The organism is Lutibacter oceani, from assembly GCF_003384935.1.
Classification (GTDB): domain Bacteria; phylum Bacteroidota; class Bacteroidia; order Flavobacteriales; family Flavobacteriaceae; genus Lutibacter; species Lutibacter oceani.
The window spans coordinates 198,512-218,519 of sequence record NZ_QTTQ01000012.1 but is presented as its reverse complement, the minus strand read 5'-3'; the positions used below and the strand labels follow the sequence as shown (position 1 = coordinate 218,519).

Below are 20,008 nucleotides of genomic sequence, written 5' to 3'. Positions count from 1 at the left end.
ATTGATTATTAATCAATGCTTTTTGTTTTAAAAAATATTTGTGTTTGTTATTTTACATCCACTAATTCTACATCAAAAATTAAGGTTGCATCTGGAGGAATAACACCACCAGCACCTTGACTTCCATATGCTAAATCTGAAGGAATAACTAAACGCGCTTTGTCTCCTACTTTTAATAATTGAATACCTTCATCCCAACCAGGAATTACTTGTCCAACCCCAATAGTAAAATCAATTGGTTGTTTTCTAGAGTAAGAAGAATCAAATACCTGACCATCTAATAATTGTCCTTTATAGTGTACAGAAACCATATTACCTTTTTCAGCTTTTTTACCAGAACCTTCTTGTAAAATTTTATAGCGTAATCCACTTGGAGTTTCATCATAACCAGCTGCAATTTTATCCATTTGCGCTTTCATTGCTTGTTTTGCAGCCTCTTCTCTTTTAGCTCTGGAACCTTCAAAAACTCTGAATGCTTCAACAGCATTAAAATTTTCAGCAGCTTCACCAACTCTAATAATTTCAATAGATTCTAACATATCATTTTGTGCAACAGCATCCACAACATCTTGTCCTTCAACAACATTTCCAAACACCGTATGTTTATTATCTAACCAAGGAGTTGCAACATGTGTAATAAAAAACTGACTTCCATTAGAAGCAGGGCCAGAGTTTGCCATTGATAATATTCCAGGAGCATTGTGTTTTAAATCAGGATGAAATTCATCGTCAAAACTGTATCCTGGAGAACCAGCTCCAGTTCCTAAAGGACATCCTCCTTGTATCATAAAATCAGCAATAACTCTATGAAATTTTAATCCATTATAATAAGGTGTTCCTTGTGGTTTTGAATTGTTTTCTAAATTCCCTTCGGCTAATGCAACAAAGTTACCAACTGTTCCAGGAGTTTTTTCAAATTCTAAGTTTACTAAAATAGCACCTTTTGAGGTGTTAAATTTTGCGTATAATCCGTTATTCATTTTCTTATTTTTTATAAAGTGCAAAGATACATGCTTTCATTTATAATAAAAGTATTACCCTTACTTATTCAACTCATTTAAAATTACTTCAATAGCTTTATCTAATTGTGGTTGGTTACCAGTTAAACGGTCTTTAAAACTTTCACCTACATAAATATCAGGACTTACACCTTCTGTTTCTAAATTTTTGCCATCTAAAGTATAACATCCCCAAGATGGTAATCTATAAAAAGAACCATCAACCAAGCCTTTTCCTGAAGTAAAAATTATCCATCTATATGTTTCCGTACCAATAATCATACCAAGTTCTAATTCCTTAAAACCTGCTGCCGTCATTTCTGCATCTGATAACGATTGCTCGTTAACAAGCAATACAATTGGCTTGTCTGCATAGCCAAAATTAGATTGTTTTGCCAGTTTACCTTCTCTATATTTCCAGTTTAAATATGTTCTCTGACTTAAAAAACGCAACACTTCATCGTGTACATTTCCACCAGTATTGTAGCGTAAATCTAAAATTAAAGCATCCTTATCTGCTTCTTTACTTGTAACTAAATCTTCTTTAAATTTCTGTAACTCGCCTCCTGTCATATTTTTCATATGTACATAAGCAATACGGTTTTTAGATTTAGAATCTACATAATTCTGATTTTCATCTTGCCATTCATCGTATAATAAATTTCTTATGTTTCCGCTAGAGGATGGGTGAATATTTACATTAAATTCAGTACCATTTCTTTCAAATGTTAAGGTTATTTCATCTGAAAAAGAAGGTGCCGAAAAATATTTTTCTCTATTTTCATGAGTATTTACTTTTTCTCCATTTACGGCAATAAGTTTATCTCCTTTTCTAAGGTTTTTTTCCGAAATATCTGATGGACTATCTTTTATAATACTACTTACTTCAAACGGATTGTTGTTGTCAAATAAAATTCCTGTGGCTAAGGAACGTGTTCCGTAGTAGATATCTTCCTCTTTTCCATTTGAATTAAAACCAAAATGGGAGGTATTTAGTTCCCCAAGCATATCATTAAAAATAAGTCTTAATTCTGATCTACTAGTAATATAAGGTAAGTAATTTGCGTATTGATCTCTTAACTTTTGCCAATCTTGCCCATGAAAATTTTCATTATAAAAATTCTCTTCCATACCAGCCCAAGCTTCAAAATACATTTGAGTAAATTCGTTTGATAAAGACTTTTCAAAACGAGCCTCAATTTCAATTTCTTTTAGTTTGTTTTCTGAAATATCTAACGTATTTATATTTCCGTCAAATAATAAATAATTGTTTTTTTCTGACTGAAACAATTGATAATTTCGAATGGTTTTATCGCTTATTTGCTCTGTTTTCTTTTTTTCAAAAGGCTCAAGCTTTGTTTTCCAAAGTTGTGATTTACCTTCATTATGATCTGAAATATATATTACATATGTTTTTTCATCTTTTTGAATGATTGAAGGATTTTCTTGTTGACCAAAATTAGGACTAATTTGAGTCAAACGTTTCATTAACCCATTTGGATTAATTGTTACTTTAGGAAGTTCTTTTTTAGGGCTTGCTTTTTCATCGTTCTCTTTTTTTTCTTTTGAATCTTTCTTTTCTTCTTCTTTAAATAATTTTGAAATTTCATCCAATTTAAAAGGTGCTTCAAATTTATCTAAAGACATTTGATATATTTTAGAATTAGTAGTTCCAAAAGGATATCCTGGTTGTAATTTATCTGAAGAAAAATACACGTATTTCCCATCCGGAGACCAAATTGGTTCAGATTCAGAAACCTTTGTATTTGTTAAATTAGTTATTTTTTTAGATTCGATGTTGTACGTAAAAATATCGGTTTCAAAATCTCTATAAGCATTGTAAATTATATATTTATCATCTGGTGAAAAATATGGGTTAGAGTTATAGAACCCCCAAAGTTCATCATTTACAATAATTTCACTTTTAAAAGTGTTCAAATTAATTAAACAAATCTCATTCCTTCCTCTTAAATAAACCCCTTTAGAACGATCACTATTAAAAGTAATTTGGCGGTTGTTCATTGTAACTCTTGTAAGTTGTTTTTCTTTAGATGCAACATCAACATCTATTGAAAACCAATTGTAATACCCTTTATATGATTGTGAATAAATTAATGATTTGTTGTTTTTTAACCATTTAACTTCCTGAACAGCTTCACTAGTATTTGTATTAATTTCTTTTACAAATTTCCCTTTAATGTCTGAAATAAATAATTTTCCTCTAGAAATAAAAGCAATTTTTTTCTCATCTGGAGAAATATCAAAATAACTTATTTTTCCTTTTATAGCATAAGATTGTTCTTTTTCTAAAGTATTATTTTTTATAATATTAATTGTTGGTTTTGAGGTTTTACCAGAAGCAACATCGTATACATTAATTTGGTAATCTTTTCTAAAAACTACTTTTTTACCGTTGGCACTTACCTTTGGCCACATTAATGAAGTTTCAAATGTTGTAAGTTGTTTTTTTTCTCCATTTTGTAGGGTGTATAAATTGTATTCTCCGTTAGCTTCATCAGATTTAAAATACAATGTTCCGTTTTTATCAAAGGTTACACCAAAATCTTTACCTCTATAAGTTGTGTGTTTTGTATATTCTTTAGTTTTTAAATTGAAAGATTTTATATCTGGATTATAATCTCCTTTGTATCTTTTTCTGTGTGCAAAACGTCCACTTTCCCAACTTTCATTAAAATAAATTTCATCATTCAAAGGATTTTCAATAACATTATGAACTGTATTAAAATAATGCTTGAATAATCTTTGAGGAGTTCCACCAGATTTATTTATACTGTAAGTTGTAAATGAATTATACCTTCCGGAAGTGAAATAAATTTTTGAGCTGTCCCAACTCCAAGAACTAACATTATCTCCACCATCATGAAATGTTAATTGTTTAATATCCCCACCATTTATAGGCATTACATAAACATCATTATTTCCATATTGATTGCTTGAAAAAGCAACCCATTTACCATCTGGAGATACACTAGGATTTATTTCATCTCCTTGCATTGCGGTTATTCTATGTGCATCACCACCTTCGGTTTTAACTTTCCATAAATCGCCATTATAACTAAATATAATAAATTCAGCATTGGGAGTTAATGTTGGGTTTAAAGTAAAATAAATGTCTTTTGATTGAGAATAACTAATAAAAGTAATGCATAGTATTAGTACACTACAAAGTGATTTTAAAAATTTCATAAAATAAAGTTTGAGTTGGCAAATCAATGATTTTCAAATAAACTTTAAAGTTACTATTTTTTATATGTTAAAAAGTCCTATTTTTTGTTAAAAAATAAGATTAAGAGATTAATCTGCCTCAGCAACAACAACAATTTCTGATGTTGCAGATTTTTGAATTAGGGAAGCGTCTGAAGTTAATCCGCATCCTTTTTTAGAAGATCCGCAAGAAGTAAATAAAAGCAACATAAAAGTTATTGCCAATAAAGAAGTAATTAATTTTTTCATATTAATAGGGGTTTTATTAATTTTCAACGATGAAATATACAAATTATTTTATAAGCACAATTTATTTAGGGTATACAAAATAAGTTCGTCTATCGGTTTATAAGGGTCTTTACTAAAAGTTCCATTTGCCCTGTTTGCAATAATTGCATTCATTGAACACGCATTATGACCTAATAATTTAGCTAAACCATAAATTGCTGATGTTTCCATTTCCAAATTAGTAATTCGAACTCCATTATATTCAAAATTATCAATTTTACTATTTAATTTAGGGTCTTGAATAGGCAATCTTAAAATTCTTCCTTGTGGTCCGTAAAAGCCTACTGCAGTTGCTGTTACTCCAATAAAAACTTTATCACTAGCAAGTTTTTCTTCAAGAGTTTCACTATTTTTTACAATATAAGGTCTTGCTTTTCTGGAACTCCAATTTGTATGCTTAATAAAAGCGTCTTCAAAATCTGCTTCTAAAACATGTTCACAGGCATAAGAGTGAAGCATACCATCAAAACCCAACCCGTATTTTGCTAAAACAAAACTATCTACAGGAATATCTTTTTGTAAAGAACCTGAAGTTCCTATCCTAACAATATTTAATTGTACGTGTTCTTTTTTTACGGTTCTTTTTTCCAAATCAATATTTACCAATGCATCCAACTCGTTTATCACTATGTCTATATTGTCTGGACCAATACCTGTTGAAATAACAGACATTCGGGTTCCTTTGTATGTTCCTGTAATTGTTCTGAATTCTCTTTTTTGAGTTTCAAATTCAATTGAATCAAAATGTTGTGTAATTTTTGGTACTCTATTTTGATCACCCACAAAAATAATATTGTGAGCAATGTTTTCGGGTTTTAAATTTAAATGATAAATACTACCATCAGGATTTAAAATTAGCTCTGAAGCTGCAATTTTGTTCATATGTTATCCGCCTACGCGTTTTATGTTATAGCCATCCTTTTTAAGGATTTCCATTATTTTATCTCTATAATTTCCTTGAATAATAATTTCACCATCTTTAATACTTCCTCCCACACCGCATTTTTGCTTTAACATTTTTCCTAAAGCTTTTAAGTCGGCATCACTACCTTCAAATCCAGTAATTACAGTAACTGTTTTTCCGCCTCTTCCCTTGTTTGAAAAATGAGCTTCTAAGTATTGTTTATTTACAGGTAAAGTTGCTGTATTTTCTTCATTTTCATATTCAAAATTATCGTTTGTTGAAAATACAAAACCACCTAAATCTTCTAAACTACTTAATTTCTTTTTTCCCATTTTTAATGCTGAAATTATTGATGTAAATTTAATTAAATTAGAATTATTTTTTAAGTTTATTCCAAATAAAAAGTAAGGTAGCAAAAAGTTCAAAAACCAAACCAATTCCTAAAATTAAACTTGCTTGAGGATTTTTTGAAATTTTTAATATGGCACCTGCAATAATTAAAAATACCCCAAACGTAAAAAATGAAATTACTTTTTTTGAAATCATTTTAATAAACCTAATTCTCTTAAACGCTCATTTAAAAATTCTCCTGCTGTAATGTCTTCATAAGCTTTTGGATGTGTTTTAGAAATACATTCAGGTAAACAATTTAAAGACATTTCACTAATTGGATGTGTAAAAAATGGGATTGAATATCTTGGTTTTCCCCATTCTTCTCTTGGTGGATTTACAACTCTATGGATTGTTGAACGTAACTTATTATTTGTAAGACGTTCTAACATATCTCCCACATTAATTACTAGTTGTTCAGGAAGAGCAGTAACAGGAATCCATGCTCCTTGTTTGTTTTGCACTTCTAAACCAGATGCAGAAGCTCCCATTAACAAGGTTATTAAATTAATATCACCATGTGCAGCCGCTCTAACTGCACCTTTTGGTTCACCTTGAATAGGAGGGTAGTGTATTGGACGTAAAATACTATTTCCGTTAGTTACATATTGGTCAAAATATTGTTCATCTAAACCTATATACAAAGCCAACGCTCTTAATACATAAATGGCTGTTTTTTCTAACATTTTATAAGCTTCCATTCCTGTTTTGTTAAAATTAGGAATTTCATTTACATATACATTTTTTGGATATTCAGCTTTTAATTTATCATTTCCAATTACTTCTTGTCCAAAATGCCAAAACTCTTTTAAATCGCCTTCTTTTTTACCTTTTGCACTTTCTTTTCCAAAAGAGGTATAACCTCGTTGCCCTCCAATTCCATCAATTTCGTATGATTCTTTAATTTCTTCTGGAAGTTCAAAAAAACTTTTAACTTCGTTATATAAGCTATCAGTTAGTTCATCTGATAAAAAATGACCTTTTAGAGCAACAAAACCTATTTCTTCATAAGCTTCACCAATTTCTTTTATAAATTTTTCCTTTCTTTTGGAATCACCAGATAAAAAATCTGATAAATCTACACTTGGTATATTTTTCATGTGTCTATATTATTGTTTTTTAAAGGTTACATGCTGTTCGCTATTAGTCATTTCGTAGTATGATAAACTTTTTAGCATGCTCGTTTCGTAAAAAATTATTTAATCATTTAAAAATAATAAAATTATTTATACTTGTTAATAATAGGTATATTATAGCTAACGGTATAATTAAAACCAACTCCTAAATCATTAGAAAAAACTCTGTTAAAACCAGGAATATACAAGTTTTTGAAGTTTTCAGGTTCTTTGGTTGAAATCATTTTTTTTACACTTAACTGTACACCTAAATATAAATTTGATAAAGTTTCAATTTTCATACCAAACAGGAATTCTAACCAATGTGCGTTTAAATCTTTAAAATTTGTACCAGCTTCAATTGTATTTGCAATAAAATAAGTGCCTTTTGCATTTGGCGTGTAACTGTTTAAGGTTTGTTCAAAAACACTAAAACCATAGCGTCCACCTATATAAATTTGGTTGTTCATACCTTTCCAATTTTCGTAGGCATTGTAATTAATTCCAAGTTTAATAAAAGAACCTTTGGTTGTGTAATTTAAATAATCTTCAGTTTTTAAAACGTCTTCATACCCTAATTCAGCAGCGGCATAGTAATTGTTTGAAATGCGTATATCTCCAGTTATTTCTAATCCTTTTGTGTTTTCTTCTAAAAAAGAAATAATAGGTTTACTAATATCAACGCCTAGCCTAAGACCATAACTAACTTTAGTTTTAACAGAATCCTGTTCTTGTTTGTTCTCCTGTTTTTGAGCACTTGTAGTAAAGTGAATTAAAACACTAATGATAAATATTAATATGTGCCGTTGTATCATTGTCAATAATTGTATTATTAATATTATATGATTTAATCCAGTTGTTTGTTGTACTATCTATAGCTAAATTTTCGAAAATTGTTTTATAACCACAAGATCTTGATACAAATACATCGTTTCTACCATAACTAAAATAAATGGTATCTGATGTTCCTCCAGATGAAATTTGATATACAGTTTTAAACTCGTTTAAATCTAAAGGAATTAAAATGGAATCGAGTGTTTTTTTGGTGTAATCTCCAATAAGAACATTATCTATTGCTCTTATGGAATCTATTAACATGCTTTTTACCAGTGTGTCATTTTCGAAATCATAAAATTTTAGCACCAAATTTGGAGTAGTGTTTTCTAAACAAATATCATCTTTTTCACAACTTATTATTAAGATTAGTGATAAAATTATTAATGTAAAATATTTTTTCATAATTATTTTAATTCTAAAAGAACCACATTTTCAACATGGTGTGTTTGTGGAAACATATCAACAGCTTGTGTTTTAACAATGTTATACTGATCTTTCATTAAACTTAAATCACGAGCCTGGGTTGCTGAATTACAACTTACATATACTATGCGTTTAGGTGCAATTTCTAATATTTTAGCCACCACATTTTTATGCATTCCATCTCTTGGTGGATCTGTTATTATAACATCAGGCTGACCGTGTTTTTTTATAAAACTGTTATTAAAAACATCTTTCATATCTCCTGCATAAAACTCAACGTTTTCAATGTTATTTAATTGTGCATTTAACTTTGCATCATCAATAGCTTCAGGTACAGATTCAACACCAATAACTTTTTTTGCCTTTTTTGCCACAAATTGAGCAATGGTTCCTGTTCCTGTGTAAAAATCGTAAACTACCTCATTTCCTGTTAAGTTGGCGAAATTTCGGGTTATTTTATATAATTCGTACGCTTGTGCAGAGTTAGTTTGATAAAATGATTTTGGTCCAATTTTAAATTTTAAACCTTCCATTTCTTCAAAAATATGATCTCTGCCTTTAAATAGCATAATATTTTGATCGTATAAAGTATCGTTTCCTTTGCTGTTAATTACATATTGAAGTGATGTAATTTGTGGAAATTTTTCTGATAAAGCATTTAATAAACCTTCACGTTTTTGTTTATCTTCTTTAAAAAATTGAATAACAACCATAATTTCTCCTGTTGAAGAAATACGAAGCATTATTGTTCTTAATAAACCAGATTGTTCCCTCGGATTGTAAAATTCCAATCCGTTTTCTATTCCATAATTTTTAATAAAATTCCGAATATCGTTAGAAGGGTCTTCTTGTAAATGACATTTTTTAACATCTAAAATTTTATCCCACATTCCTGAAATATGAAAACCACAAGCATTTCTGTCATCAATTTGTTCTTCAGAATTTATTTCTTCCAAAGTTAACCAACGGCTATTTGAGAAGGAAAACTCCATTTTATTTCTGTAAAAATAAGTTTTTTCACAGCCCAATATAGGTGTAATTTCAGGTAATTCTAAATGCCCAATTCTAATTAAGTTATTGGTAACCTCTTTTTCTTTATATGCTAATTGATGTTGATACCCCATATTCTGCCATTTGCAACCACCACAATGTTCAAAATGTTCACAAACAGGAGTGACCCTTTTATTAGAATATTCATGAAATTTTATTGCAGTTCCTTCAAAATATGCTTTCCTTTTTTTTCCTGTTCTAATATCTACAACATCACCGGGTACTGTGTTAGATAAGAAAATTACACGTCCATCAGGTGCTTTGGCAACGGTTTTTCCTCTTGCCCCAGCATCTAATACTGTAATGTTTTCAAAAATAAGTGGTTTCTTTTTTCTTGCCATTTTGCAAATGTAACATTTTAGCATAAAAAAAGCACCTCTATTTAAGAGATGCTTTTTATTATTTTTACTTATAAATTTATTTTACTGAACGCATATAAGCTGCTAATGCAGCAAGTTCGTCGCCAGAAAGATCTTTTACAAAACCATCTAAGTTAGCTTTCATAATTGCTACCTGACCTGGATCAGTATCAACAATTGCAGCAGATTCTCCTTTTAAAAACGTAACAATATTGCCATTTTGTTCAGCATATATTTTATTTATGTCTTTTATAGAAGGACCAATTACTTTAGCATCTGCTTGGTGGCAAGTTGCACAAGTTTTATCTGTAAACAATTGTTTTCCTAATTCAATATTGTCAACAACGGCTTCTTTTACTTCTTCTTTAACAGTTTCAACCGGAGTTTCAACTTCTTTTTTAACTTCTTCTTTCTTTTTTTCTCCGCAACTTGTAAAAATTACAGCAGCTAAACCTAACACTAAAACAGATTTTTTCATTTTTTTGAATTTAATTAAATATTGATAACAAATTTATTCAATTAATTTTAACATTGTGTAATTTTTATAACATTTTTAATTTGTTTAAGACTTCTTTTTTGAAGCATTAAAAATTCACAAAATAATTTGTAATTTGCACTATCAAATGGGATGATTTCTCTCCCAAACGAGGAATTGATTATTTTCAATTTTAAACTTTTTTAAAAGATGGTTTCAGAAACAATATCATCACAACAAGCAATTGATTTAGAAAACAAGTATGGGGCTCATAATTACCATCCATTACCTGTTGTATTAAGCAGAGGAGAAGGCGTTTATGTGTGGGATGTTGAGGGAAAACGTTATTACGATTTTTTATCAGCATATTCAGCAGTTAATCAAGGTCATTGTCATCCAAAAATAATAAGTGCCTTAACAGAACAAGCCAGTAAATTAACATTAACATCACGCGCATTTTATAATGATGTTTTAGGAAGTTATGAAAAATTTGTAACTGAGTTTTTTGGTTATGAAAAAGTATTACCAATGAATACAGGTGCAGAAGCAGTTGAAACAGCAATTAAATTATGTAGAAAGTACGCTTATGAAAAAAAGGGTATTGCTGAAAATGATGCGCAAATTATTGTGTGTAAAAACAATTTTCACGGACGTACAACTACAATTATCTCTTTTTCTAATGATGAAGATGCTCGCAAAAACTTTGGTCCCTTTACGGCTGGTTTTATTAAAATAGAGTACGATAATTTACAAGCTTTAGAAGAAGCGTTTAAATCGAGTAATAATATTGCTGGATTTTTAGTGGAACCAATACAGGGCGAGGCGGGTGTTTATGTTCCTTCAGAAGGGTATTTGAAAAAAGCAAAGGCACTTTGTGAAAAGTATGATGTTTTGTTTATAGCTGATGAAGTTCAAACGGGTGTAGCAAGAACCGGAAAATTATTAGCAGTAAACCACGAAAATGTACAACCGGATATTTTAATTTTAGGAAAAGCTTTAAGTGGAGGTGTGTATCCTGTTTCAGCAGTTTTTGCGAATGATGAAATAATGAATGTAATTAAACCTGGTCAGCACGGTTCTACTTTTGGAGGAAATCCGTTAGCTTGTGCAGTTGCTATAGCAGCTTTAAACGTAGTAAAGGAGGAAGCACTTGCTGAAAATGCTGAAAAACTAGGTAATTTATTTAGATCAGAAATTCAAAATAGATTAGTTGATAAATGTGATTTGGTAAAATTAGTTAGAGGAAAAGGGTTGTTAAATGCAATTGTTATTAATGATAGTGAAGCTAGTTCAACTGCGTGGGATATTTGTATAAAATTAAGAGATAATGGTTTATTAGCTAAACCTACTCACGGAAATATTATTCGTTTTGCTCCGCCTTTAGTAATGGACAAAGAGCAATTATTAGATTGTGTTTCAATAATTACAAAAACAATTTCAGAATTTTAATATTTTGAAAATATTTATAATAAAAAAAGCAGCCAATTGGCTGCTTTTTTTATAGAATATGTTTTATGCTTTTCTTCTTTTTGAAGGTTTGGTATTGCCAAAAGCACTTTTGTTATCAGAACGTTTTCTTCCAAAACCACTAAAATCTCCAGATCCTGAAGATTTACGATCTTTACTTCTGCGTCTTCCTCCACCGCTTCGGCTGTTTTCGTTTTTGCCTCCATCATCTCTTCTTCTTCGGCCACCTCCGCCTCCTCTTCCAGAACGTTTCTTTTCGGTTATTTCAACATTTACATTTCTTCCTTCAAAATCAATATCTCCTTCTTGAAAAGCAGAAATTGTTTCGTCAGTATAATTTTTATCTAATTCAAAAAATGAAAAAGTATCTAAAATTTCAATCTGCCCAATTTCAATATTTTTGGCAATTTGTTGCTCATTAATTAAACCAATTAACCTCGCAGGGTTTAACTTGTCTTTTCTTCCAATATTTATAAAGAAACGAGTCATATTTTCATCATCTCTATTTTTTCCTCTACTATCTCTATCATTTCTCCTCATTTGATCACTGTCATTTAAGTCTGGAGCATTTTCGTAATAAGAAAGGAATGTATTAAATTCTATTGAAACAAATCTTTTAATTAATTCTTCACGATTTAAACCTTCTAATTTTTCATAAATTGAAGGAAGAAAATCGTTTATTTCAGTATCATTAACTTTAATATCGTGAACTTTATCAATTAATTTTAATAACTGATTTTGACAAATTTCTTTTCCAGTTGGTATAGGAGTACTAATAAACTTTTTACCAATTTTTCTTTCAATTGGGTGTAACTTTCCTTTTTCTCTTCCAGTTACAATAGCTATAGATATTCCTTCTTTACCAGCACGACCAGTTCTACCACTACGGTGAGTATAAGATTCTATCTGATCGGGTAATTTATGGTTTATTACGTGTGTTAAATCTGTAACATCTAAACCTCTTGCTGCAACATCAGTTGCAACTAATAATTGTAAATGTTTTTTTCTGAATTTTTCCATAACACTATCACGCTGGGCTTGAGATAAATCTCCGTGAAGTGAATCGGCATTGTAACCGTCTTTAATTAATTTATCTGCAATTTCTTGTGTTTCTCTACGAGTTCTACAAAAAATAATACTGTAAATATCTGGGTTAACATCAGCAATACGCTTAAGTGCTGCATATCTGTTTCTTTCAGATACTACATAGTATTGATGTGAAACCTGATCGGAACCTTTATTTTTTTCTCCAGAAGTAATTTCAACTGGTTTGTACATATAGTTACGTGCAATACTTTCTACTTCTTGTGGGAAAGTTGCTGAAAACAATAATGTTTGTTTTTCTTTAGGTGTAACAGCAAGAATTTTATCAAGTTCATCCTTGAAACCCATATTTAACATTTCATCAGCCTCATCTAAAACAAGCCATTTAACGTTATCTAGTTTCAATTGTTTTCTGTTAATTAAATCAACAGTTCTACCAGGAGTACCAACTACAATATGTACACCTTTTTTAAGTTTTCTAATTTGTTCTTCAATATTAGCTCCACCATATACTGCTGCAGTTCTAAAACCATCGGTATATTTTGAAAATTCTTCAATGTTATTAGCTATTTGTAGTGCTAATTCACGGGTTGGAGATAAAATAATAGCTTGTGTATTTTTGCTTTCAAGGTCAATTTGTTCTAAAATTGGCAAGCTAAATGCAGCGGTTTTTCCAGTTCCTGTTTGTGCAAAAGCTTTTAAATCTTGATCTGTTGCTAGTACTTGTGGAATTGCTTTTAATTGAATTTCTGTAGGATTTTCGTATCCTAAATCGGTTAAGGCCTTAATAATGTTTTTATTAAGCCCTAGCTCTTTAAATGTCGACATTCTGTATAAATTATTGATTTACAGACGCCCATCTATAAACCGGTTAAAAATCGTGCAAAGGTACACTTATATTTATAGTAACAGGATAAAAATTAGTTTTTTTCTAATTTGCTTAATTCTGAACTAAATTTTTTGGAGTCTAAATAGGTAAATCCGTTGGTAACAATACCATTTTTATTTACCATTATAGTTCTTGGATAGGTGCTTGTTAAAAATTGGTGAGCATAACTATCTTTTGTTAATTTAAATTGTTTTTTGAGGTTAGAAAAATTAGTTTTGCTTGGTATACTTTGAGCCTCAGGTTGAGTATTTATACCAATAAATAAGATATTTGGATAATTTTTTTCTAAATATTTTATTCTTTTTGTTAAGTAATCTAAAGACATATATTCTGTAGACCAAAAGTAAATTACGGTATTATTATTTTTAGCAATTTCATTAATGCTTAGTACTTCGTCAGAAAAAGTTTCAATTTTAAAATCTGGAAGCAACTCATTATTTAATACAAATTTACTGTCGTTCACTAAATTTTTAACCTGTGTAACATATTCTTTATCAGTACAGTTAGCTAAAAAAATATTTAATGTTTCGTTATTAATTGAACATGTAGACTCACTCTTTAAAAAATCCTCAACAACAATACCTTTTAATAAGGTGTTTTTAAATTCTTCAAGCTTTACATTTTCAACAATAGCATTTAGAATGTTTACAGTTATGTTGTTTTTTGTACTATCCTTTTCTTTAATTTGGTAACTAACATTATATAAATAATTAATTACATAATTTCTGTAAGGATAAAATGAAAGCAGGTTATTTTCATTTAAATTAATATTATTTCTGAAATTGTAAAAATCTTTAGAAATTTCAGGAAACTTAGATAAGTTATGTGCTTTTTTATAATAATAAGGATAAATTTCCTTTAACCTATACAATGGAAAATGTATTGCTGTATTTGTTAATTTTTTAAAACCTTCAGTAATATTTACTTCATTTTGGGAAAAATCATTGTAAATATTTTCTCTTTCTACAGCTAGTGAATCTATTTTAAATTGAAAATCCTTTTCATTTAAATTAAAATACTGATACATTGCTTGTTCTTCTTTTTCATTTTGTAAAAATAAATTAATTAAAAATTCATTTTTACTACTTCCTTTTCCATTAAATACAAGCGATTCATCAAAATCCCATGTGTTTAACCTAACTAAAACACTATCTGCTGGTTCTATATAAATATATTGAAATTCGTTGCCGTGTTTAAAAGTATATAAGCCTTCTGAAAATGATTTATAAGATGCAATAAATTTATTATTGTTTTGCAATGATAAGGTGTCTATTACTTTATCATCCTTTAATAAAAGCACAAAGTTGGTTCTTGGATTAATAATTTGCCCCCCAAAATAAGTTAAAGCATTGCTCTTATTAGTTGTATTACAACCAACAGTTAAAATTAATAATATGGCACCTAAAATGTGTTTCATTGAGATTGAATTCAAACAAAAGTACATACAACTTTATGTTTTGCTTGTTAATGAGATGTTAAATATAAAAATGAATTTCATAATTTTTTAATAAAACTATTTACGTTGAATTAAATATCTTTTAGTAAATCTATTTTATTACTTTTGCAGCGCAATTTAAAAAAATTAAAATATAATGCTTTCAGTATCAAATTTATCTGTCCAATTCGGTAAACGTGTTTTGTTTGATGAGGTAAACACAAAATTTACAATTGGTAATTGTTATGGAATAATTGGCGCAAATGGGTCAGGTAAATCAACATTTTTAAAAATTATTTCAGGTGTAATTGAGCCTACATCTGGTCAAGTTCATTTAGAGCCAGGTAAACGTATGTCTGTTTTATCTCAGGATCACTATGCTTTTGATGAATTCCCTGTATTAGATACAGTAATGATGGGAAATAAAAAGTTGTATGAAATAAAAAACGAAATGGATGCTATTTATGCTAAAGAAGATTTTTCTGAAGCTGATGGTGTAAAAGCTGGTGAACTAGGTGCTGAATTTGAAGAAATGGGTGGTTGGAATGCAGAAAGTGAAGCAGCTACGTTATTATCTTCTTTAGGAATAAAGGAAGATATGCATTATACATTAATGGCTGATTTAGATGGTAAATCTAAAGTTAGAGTATTGCTGGCTCAGGCTTTATTTGGAAATCCAGATGTTTTAATTATGGATGAGCCAACCAACGATTTGGATTTTGAAACTATTGGTTGGTTAGAAAACTTTTTAGCAAATTACGATAATACGGTAATTGTGGTTTCGCATGACCGTCACTTTTTAGATGCAGTTTGTACACACGTTTCAGATATAGATTTTGGAAAAATAACACATTATTCGGGGAACTATTCTTTTTGGTATGAATCAAGTCAATTAGCAGCAAAGCAAAGAGCTCAACAAAGTAAAAAGGCTGAAGATAAAAAGAAGGAATTAGAAGAATTTATTCGTAGATTTTCAGCTAATGTTGCAAAATCTAAACAAGCAACCAGTCGTAAAAAAATGATTGAACGATTAAATGTTGATGAAATAAAACCTTCAAGTAGAAGATACCCTGCAATTATTTTTGAGCGTGAAAGAGAAGCTGGAGATCAAATTCTAAACGTAGAGCATTTATCAAAAGCTACAGAAGAAGAAATATTGTTTAATGATATACACTTTAATTTAAATAGAGGAGATAAGGTGGCATTGATTTCAAAAAACTCTAGGGCAGTTACTGCTTTTTACGAAATTTTGAATGATCATATACAAGCTGATAGTGGTAAATTTCAGTGGGGTGTCACCACTACACAATCTTATTTGCCATTAGATAATTCAGAGTTTTTTACCGATTCAAATTTAAATTTGGTGGATTGGTTACGTCAATACGCAAAAACTGAAGAAGAAAGAGAAGAAGTTTACTTAAGAGGATTTTTAGGTAAAATGATTTTTAGTGGGGAAGAGGCGTTGAAAAAATGTAATGTGCTTTCTGGAGGAGAAAAAGTTAGGTGTATGATGAGTAGAATGATGATGATGAGAGCTAATGTTTTAATGTTAGATGAACCAACAAACCATTTAGATTTAGAAACTATACAGGCTTTTAATAACTCTTTAAGTAATTTTAAAGGAACGGTTATATTTAGTACTCATGATCACGAATTTGCTCAAACTGTAGCTAATAGAGTTATTGAAATTACACCAAATGGTGTCATAGACAGATATACAAGTTTTGATGAATATTTAGAAGATCCAAAAATTAAGGAACTAAGAGAAAAAATGTATAAATAATAAAAAAGGGAGCAATTTGCTCCCTTTTTTATTGACCATTCCTGTTTCTTCTGCCATATTCTTGTAATATTCTTTTATTAAAATCTCTTTCAGCTTTTTGAAGTTTTACAATTTGACGTGCTGAAATAATTTTTGAAAGTTCATCAATCATTTTAATTTTTGTTTCAGAAATATCCTTTTCTAAATTAACAAATTGATTTAATAATTCCTGAGCTTTAGTTTCAGAAATTTCATCAATCCCACCAGCTAATTGAATTTCTTGAAACATTCCCCTTTCAATTTTAAATTTTAAATTTTGAAGTTGATCTGAATATAAATTAAATACTGGCCAAAATTTTTCAGCTTCACTTGGTTTCAAATCAATGGCTTCTGAAATAAATGCTGTTTTTAATAATTTTACTCTTTGTCTATTCATTTTTTGTGCAAAAACAGAACTCGATGCAAGTAAAATTAAAGTTGTTATAATAAGTAATTTCTTCATTTTGTAAAATTTAATTTTCATAAAACAATTCTTCCAAATTATTTTCATTTAAGTATTCTAAAACATCACTATCTGATAATGATGAAATAAAATTAGTATCATCTAATTCAACATTAGGAAAAATAATGGCTAAACTTTCTGCGTCATAATCAATATTACCAAGATCAATAAATTCTTCAATTTCTGAAGAATCTATGGATTCAAAAGTGATATTAGCTGAATTTTTATTTATTAAAAAAATGATTAAAAATGATGCTGCAATTGCTATAGGTGCAATATATTTTGTTATTTTTTTAAGTGATATTACCTTAGGTTTAGAATTTATTTTATCTATAACCTTGTCTTCTAAAGAATTAAAGTAATTTTCAGGAACTGTATTATTATTATTATTATTATTATTATTATTATTATTATTATTATTATTATTATTCTCTAACTGTAAAGATTGAGTTTTAAGTTTAGCAATAACTAAGTCTTCAAAAGTATTAAAGTAATTTTCAGGAGTATTAAAATTAGGCTTTTCAGCATTTATTTTTGAAGCTAATATTTCAGCAAAAACAGCATTTTCAATAGAATTAAAATAATTTTCGGGAACTTTAAATCCAGATTCTCTTAGTGATAGTTCACTTAATATTGGTGCTATATTATGTAATTCATTTTTATTCATTTCTAATTATTAGACTTACTTTAGATATTAAGGTTTAATGCGTTTTTAAGAATTCTTCAATCTTTTTAACAGCATGAAAATAAGAAGCTTTTAAAGCTCCAACTGAGGTTTCCAAAATTTCTGACATTTCAGCATACTTCATTTCATCAAAATATTTCATATTAAAAACGAGTTGTTGTTTATGGGGTAAACTTACAATAGCTTTTTGTAATTTTAATTGAATTTCATCACCTGTGTAATCTAAATCATTAGTTAAATTATTTACTGTATTTAGTTGTAGTTCAGTTAAATCAACCTGTTGTTTTGCTGCCTTTTTATTTATAAAAGTGATTGCTTCGTTTGTTGCAATGCGATACATCCAAGAATATAACTTACTATCTTCTTTAAAGTTATGAATATTTTTAAAAACTTTTATAAAGGTATTTTGCAGTACGTCATCAGCATCATCATGCAGGTAAACAATTTTACGGATATGCCAATACAAACGTTCTTTGTATAAAGACATTAAACTTCTAAAAGCCTGTTCTTGCGTTTTTTTATTTTTTAGTTGAGCAACTAATAATTTATCGTCATTCACTTACTAATATTTGTAATTAGACGATTAAAATTAAGAAAGGTTTAATTGATGACCAAAAAAATTATTTTTTTAAGAACTTTCTTCTTGAGTAACCAAATAATCTTTCATCTTTAATTGTTTCAGCAATTCCTTTTGGGAGCATTTCTTCCCAGCCGTGAACTCCATTAGCAATCATGTCTAATACTTTTCTGGAGAATACTTCTAAAATTTCAGGGTTAAAATCTACAATATCAATAACTTTACCATTGTATTTAAAGAATTTGTAAAGCTCTTTCATACGTGGATGAACTTTAAGATTTTCACTAGTTTTAATTTCACCAGTGCGCTCATCTTTAAGAGGGTATAAGTAAACTTTTAGATCTTTAAAGAATAATTTACCAAATGCTTCTAAAATTCCACCACTTAAATTTCTGTAATATTTTTCATCAAAAATTTGAACAAAACTATATACACCCATTGCCAATGCAATACGTTCTTTTGTAAATTCAGAGAAGTATTCAACTAATTTATAATATTCTTGGAAATTGGTAATCATTACATTTTGACCAAGAGAACATAGTAATTCTGCTCTATCTAAAAAGTCCCTTTCATCAATTTCTCCTTCAGCACTTAAATTTGTTAAAGTTATTTCAAAAATTATTTTAGCATTTTCTTCTTTAACTTTACTTTCATTTAAAAACATTTGTTGCGCCAATTTATACATGTCCATATTTACTTTGGTAACAGGTCTAAAACTACCTCTTAGCGCTAAAATATTTGCTTTATATAATTGTTGTGCAGGTAATAAATTATTTCCGTCAGGCCCAAACATTACTGCATTGGTCATTCCATTTCTTACTAAAAGCAAGCTCATTAACCTATTATCTACATAAGAAAAACGAGGTCCAGCAAAATTAATCATATCAATTTCTAACTGAATCTGATGTAAGTTATCGTAAAGTGATTTTAATAATTCTTTTGGCTTATCATTTAAATAGAATGCACCATAAATAAGGTTTACACCAAGAATACCTAATGTTTCTTGTTGTAATTTTGCATCGGTTTCTTTAAATCTAACGTGTAAAACTATTTCGCTATAATCTTCTAAAGGGTCTAATTGAAATTTAATACCAACCCAACCGTGTCCTTTAAATTTCTTAACAAAATCAATAGTTGTAACGGTGTTTGCGTACGAAAAGAAAATTTTATCGGGGTGTGTTTTTCTGCTTAATCTTTCTTCAATTACTTCAATTTCATAAGTAAGCATTTTTTTTAGTCGATTTTCAGTTACATAACGTCCATCTTCTTCAATACCATAAATTGCATCTGAAAAATCTTTATCATATGCACTCATGGCTTTTGCTATAGTTCCTGAAGCACCACCAGCTCTAAAAAAATGACGCACAGTTTCTTGTCCAGCACCAATTTCAGCGAATGTACCATAAGTATGCTTATTAAGATTAACTTTTAAGGCTTTATCCTTACTAGATAATACTTGGTTAATCTCTTTATCTCCTTTTAATTTTAAAGCCATTCACTTTTTCTTTTTGGCAAAAGTAAGAAATAATTTTCGTCAAAAAAAAATAGGGTAAAAGTTTAATTTTACCCTATTTCAAAAAATA

At 29.1% G+C, this 20,008-nt stretch carries 19 protein-coding genes; 2 read left to right on the top strand and 17 right to left on the bottom strand.

Features of this window, described 5'->3' with window-relative positions; translation table 11 throughout:
* Positions 1-47: 47 nt before the first annotated feature.
* The 11 genes from BX611_RS13895 to BX611_RS13850 all read right to left on the bottom strand — a co-directional run bounded on the left by BX611_RS13895 (position 48) and on the right by BX611_RS13850 (position 10,067).
* Positions 48-980, bottom strand: a complete 933-nt coding sequence (locus tag BX611_RS13895) for a peptidylprolyl isomerase (protein ID WP_115882419.1) — start codon at positions 978-980, stop codon at positions 48-50.
* A 60-nt stretch (positions 981-1,040) separates the two neighbouring features.
* Positions 1,041-4,205: a S41 family peptidase gene (locus tag BX611_RS13890; protein ID WP_115882417.1), complete on the bottom strand. Its 3,165-nt coding sequence runs from the start codon at positions 4,203-4,205 to the stop codon at positions 1,041-1,043.
* Positions 4,206-4,313: 108 nt separating this feature from the next.
* Positions 4,314-4,472: a hypothetical protein gene (locus BX611_RS15090; RefSeq protein ID WP_162880041.1), complete on the bottom strand. Its 159-nt coding sequence runs from the start codon at positions 4,470-4,472 to the stop codon at positions 4,314-4,316.
* A gap of 48 nt (positions 4,473-4,520) precedes the next feature.
* On the bottom strand, positions 4,521-5,393 hold the full coding sequence (locus tag BX611_RS13880) for a nucleoside phosphorylase (RefSeq protein ID WP_115882412.1): 873 nt from the start codon (positions 5,391-5,393) through the stop codon (positions 4,521-4,523).
* Between the two features lie 3 nt (positions 5,394-5,396).
* Positions 5,397-5,747 (bottom strand): translation initiation factor, encoded by a 351-nt coding sequence (locus BX611_RS13875; protein WP_115882667.1) that lies wholly within the window; start codon positions 5,745-5,747, stop codon positions 5,397-5,399.
* A 43-nt stretch (positions 5,748-5,790) separates the two neighbouring features.
* Positions 5,791-5,961 carry a hypothetical protein gene (locus BX611_RS15085; RefSeq protein WP_162880042.1) on the bottom strand — a complete coding sequence of 57 codons (171 nt, stop codon included), beginning with the start codon at positions 5,959-5,961 and terminating at the stop codon, positions 5,791-5,793.
* The gene (locus BX611_RS13870; RefSeq protein WP_115882410.1) at positions 5,958-6,905 is read right to left on the bottom strand and encodes an isopenicillin N synthase family dioxygenase; all 948 of its coding nucleotides are present in this window, start codon (positions 6,903-6,905) and stop codon (positions 5,958-5,960) included. Before BX611_RS13870 ends, BX611_RS15085 begins: the two co-directional genes overlap by 4 nt.
* Positions 6,906-7,027: 122 nt before the next feature.
* Entirely contained in the window at positions 7,028-7,735 is a 708-nt protein-coding gene (locus tag BX611_RS13865) for a DUF6048 family protein (RefSeq protein ID WP_115882408.1), read from the bottom strand.
* A complete protein-coding gene (locus tag BX611_RS13860; RefSeq protein WP_115882406.1) occupies positions 7,701-8,159 on the bottom strand; it encodes a DUF6452 family protein in 459 nt (152 codons plus the stop codon). Before BX611_RS13860 ends, BX611_RS13865 begins: the two co-directional genes overlap by 35 nt.
* A gap of 2 nt (positions 8,160-8,161) precedes the next feature.
* The gene (rlmD, locus tag BX611_RS13855; protein WP_115882404.1) at positions 8,162-9,571 is read right to left on the bottom strand and encodes a 23S rRNA (uracil(1939)-C(5))-methyltransferase RlmD; all 1,410 of its coding nucleotides are present in this window, start codon (positions 9,569-9,571) and stop codon (positions 8,162-8,164) included.
* A 76-nt stretch (positions 9,572-9,647) separates the two neighbouring features.
* Positions 9,648-10,067, bottom strand: coding sequence for a c-type cytochrome (locus BX611_RS13850; RefSeq protein WP_115882402.1), 420 nt, complete (start codon positions 10,065-10,067; stop codon positions 9,648-9,650).
* A 207-nt stretch (positions 10,068-10,274) separates the two neighbouring features.
* On the opposite strand from BX611_RS13850, the gene rocD reads away from it, so the two are divergent.
* A complete protein-coding gene (gene rocD, locus BX611_RS13845) occupies positions 10,275-11,513 on the top strand; it encodes an ornithine--oxo-acid transaminase (protein WP_115882400.1) in 1,239 nt (412 codons plus the stop codon).
* Between the two features lie 63 nt (positions 11,514-11,576).
* Here rocD and BX611_RS13840 read toward each other — a convergent pair whose 3' ends face one another.
* Positions 11,577-13,403, bottom strand: a complete 1,827-nt coding sequence (locus BX611_RS13840) for a DEAD/DEAH box helicase (protein WP_115882398.1) — start codon at positions 13,401-13,403, stop codon at positions 11,577-11,579.
* A 92-nt stretch (positions 13,404-13,495) separates the two neighbouring features.
* A complete protein-coding gene (locus BX611_RS13835; protein ID WP_115882396.1) occupies positions 13,496-14,881 on the bottom strand; it encodes a TlpA family protein disulfide reductase in 1,386 nt (461 codons plus the stop codon).
* Positions 14,882-15,056: 175 nt separating this feature from the next.
* Between BX611_RS13835 and BX611_RS13830 the strand changes: the two genes are divergently transcribed.
* Positions 15,057-16,682: an ABC-F family ATP-binding cassette domain-containing protein gene (locus tag BX611_RS13830; protein WP_115882394.1), complete on the top strand. Its 1,626-nt coding sequence runs from the start codon at positions 15,057-15,059 to the stop codon at positions 16,680-16,682.
* 28 nt (positions 16,683-16,710) lie between these two features.
* On the opposite strand, the gene BX611_RS13825 is transcribed toward BX611_RS13830, so the two are convergent.
* The 4 genes from BX611_RS13825 to BX611_RS13810 all read right to left on the bottom strand — a co-directional run bounded on the left by BX611_RS13825 (position 16,711) and on the right by BX611_RS13810 (position 19,920).
* A complete protein-coding gene (locus tag BX611_RS13825; RefSeq protein WP_147296430.1) occupies positions 16,711-17,163 on the bottom strand; it encodes a hypothetical protein in 453 nt (150 codons plus the stop codon).
* A 10-nt stretch (positions 17,164-17,173) separates the two neighbouring features.
* Entirely contained in the window at positions 17,174-17,830 is a 657-nt protein-coding gene (locus tag BX611_RS13820; RefSeq protein WP_115882389.1) for a hypothetical protein, read from the bottom strand.
* Positions 17,831-17,864: 34 nt separating this feature from the next.
* Positions 17,865-18,407 (bottom strand): RNA polymerase sigma factor, encoded by a 543-nt coding sequence (locus BX611_RS13815; RefSeq protein ID WP_240324988.1) that lies wholly within the window; start codon positions 18,405-18,407, stop codon positions 17,865-17,867.
* Between the two features lie 61 nt (positions 18,408-18,468).
* The gene (locus tag BX611_RS13810; RefSeq protein ID WP_115882387.1) at positions 18,469-19,920 is read right to left on the bottom strand and encodes a TonB-dependent receptor; all 1,452 of its coding nucleotides are present in this window, start codon (positions 19,918-19,920) and stop codon (positions 18,469-18,471) included.
* Positions 19,921-20,008 lie beyond the last annotated feature (88 nt).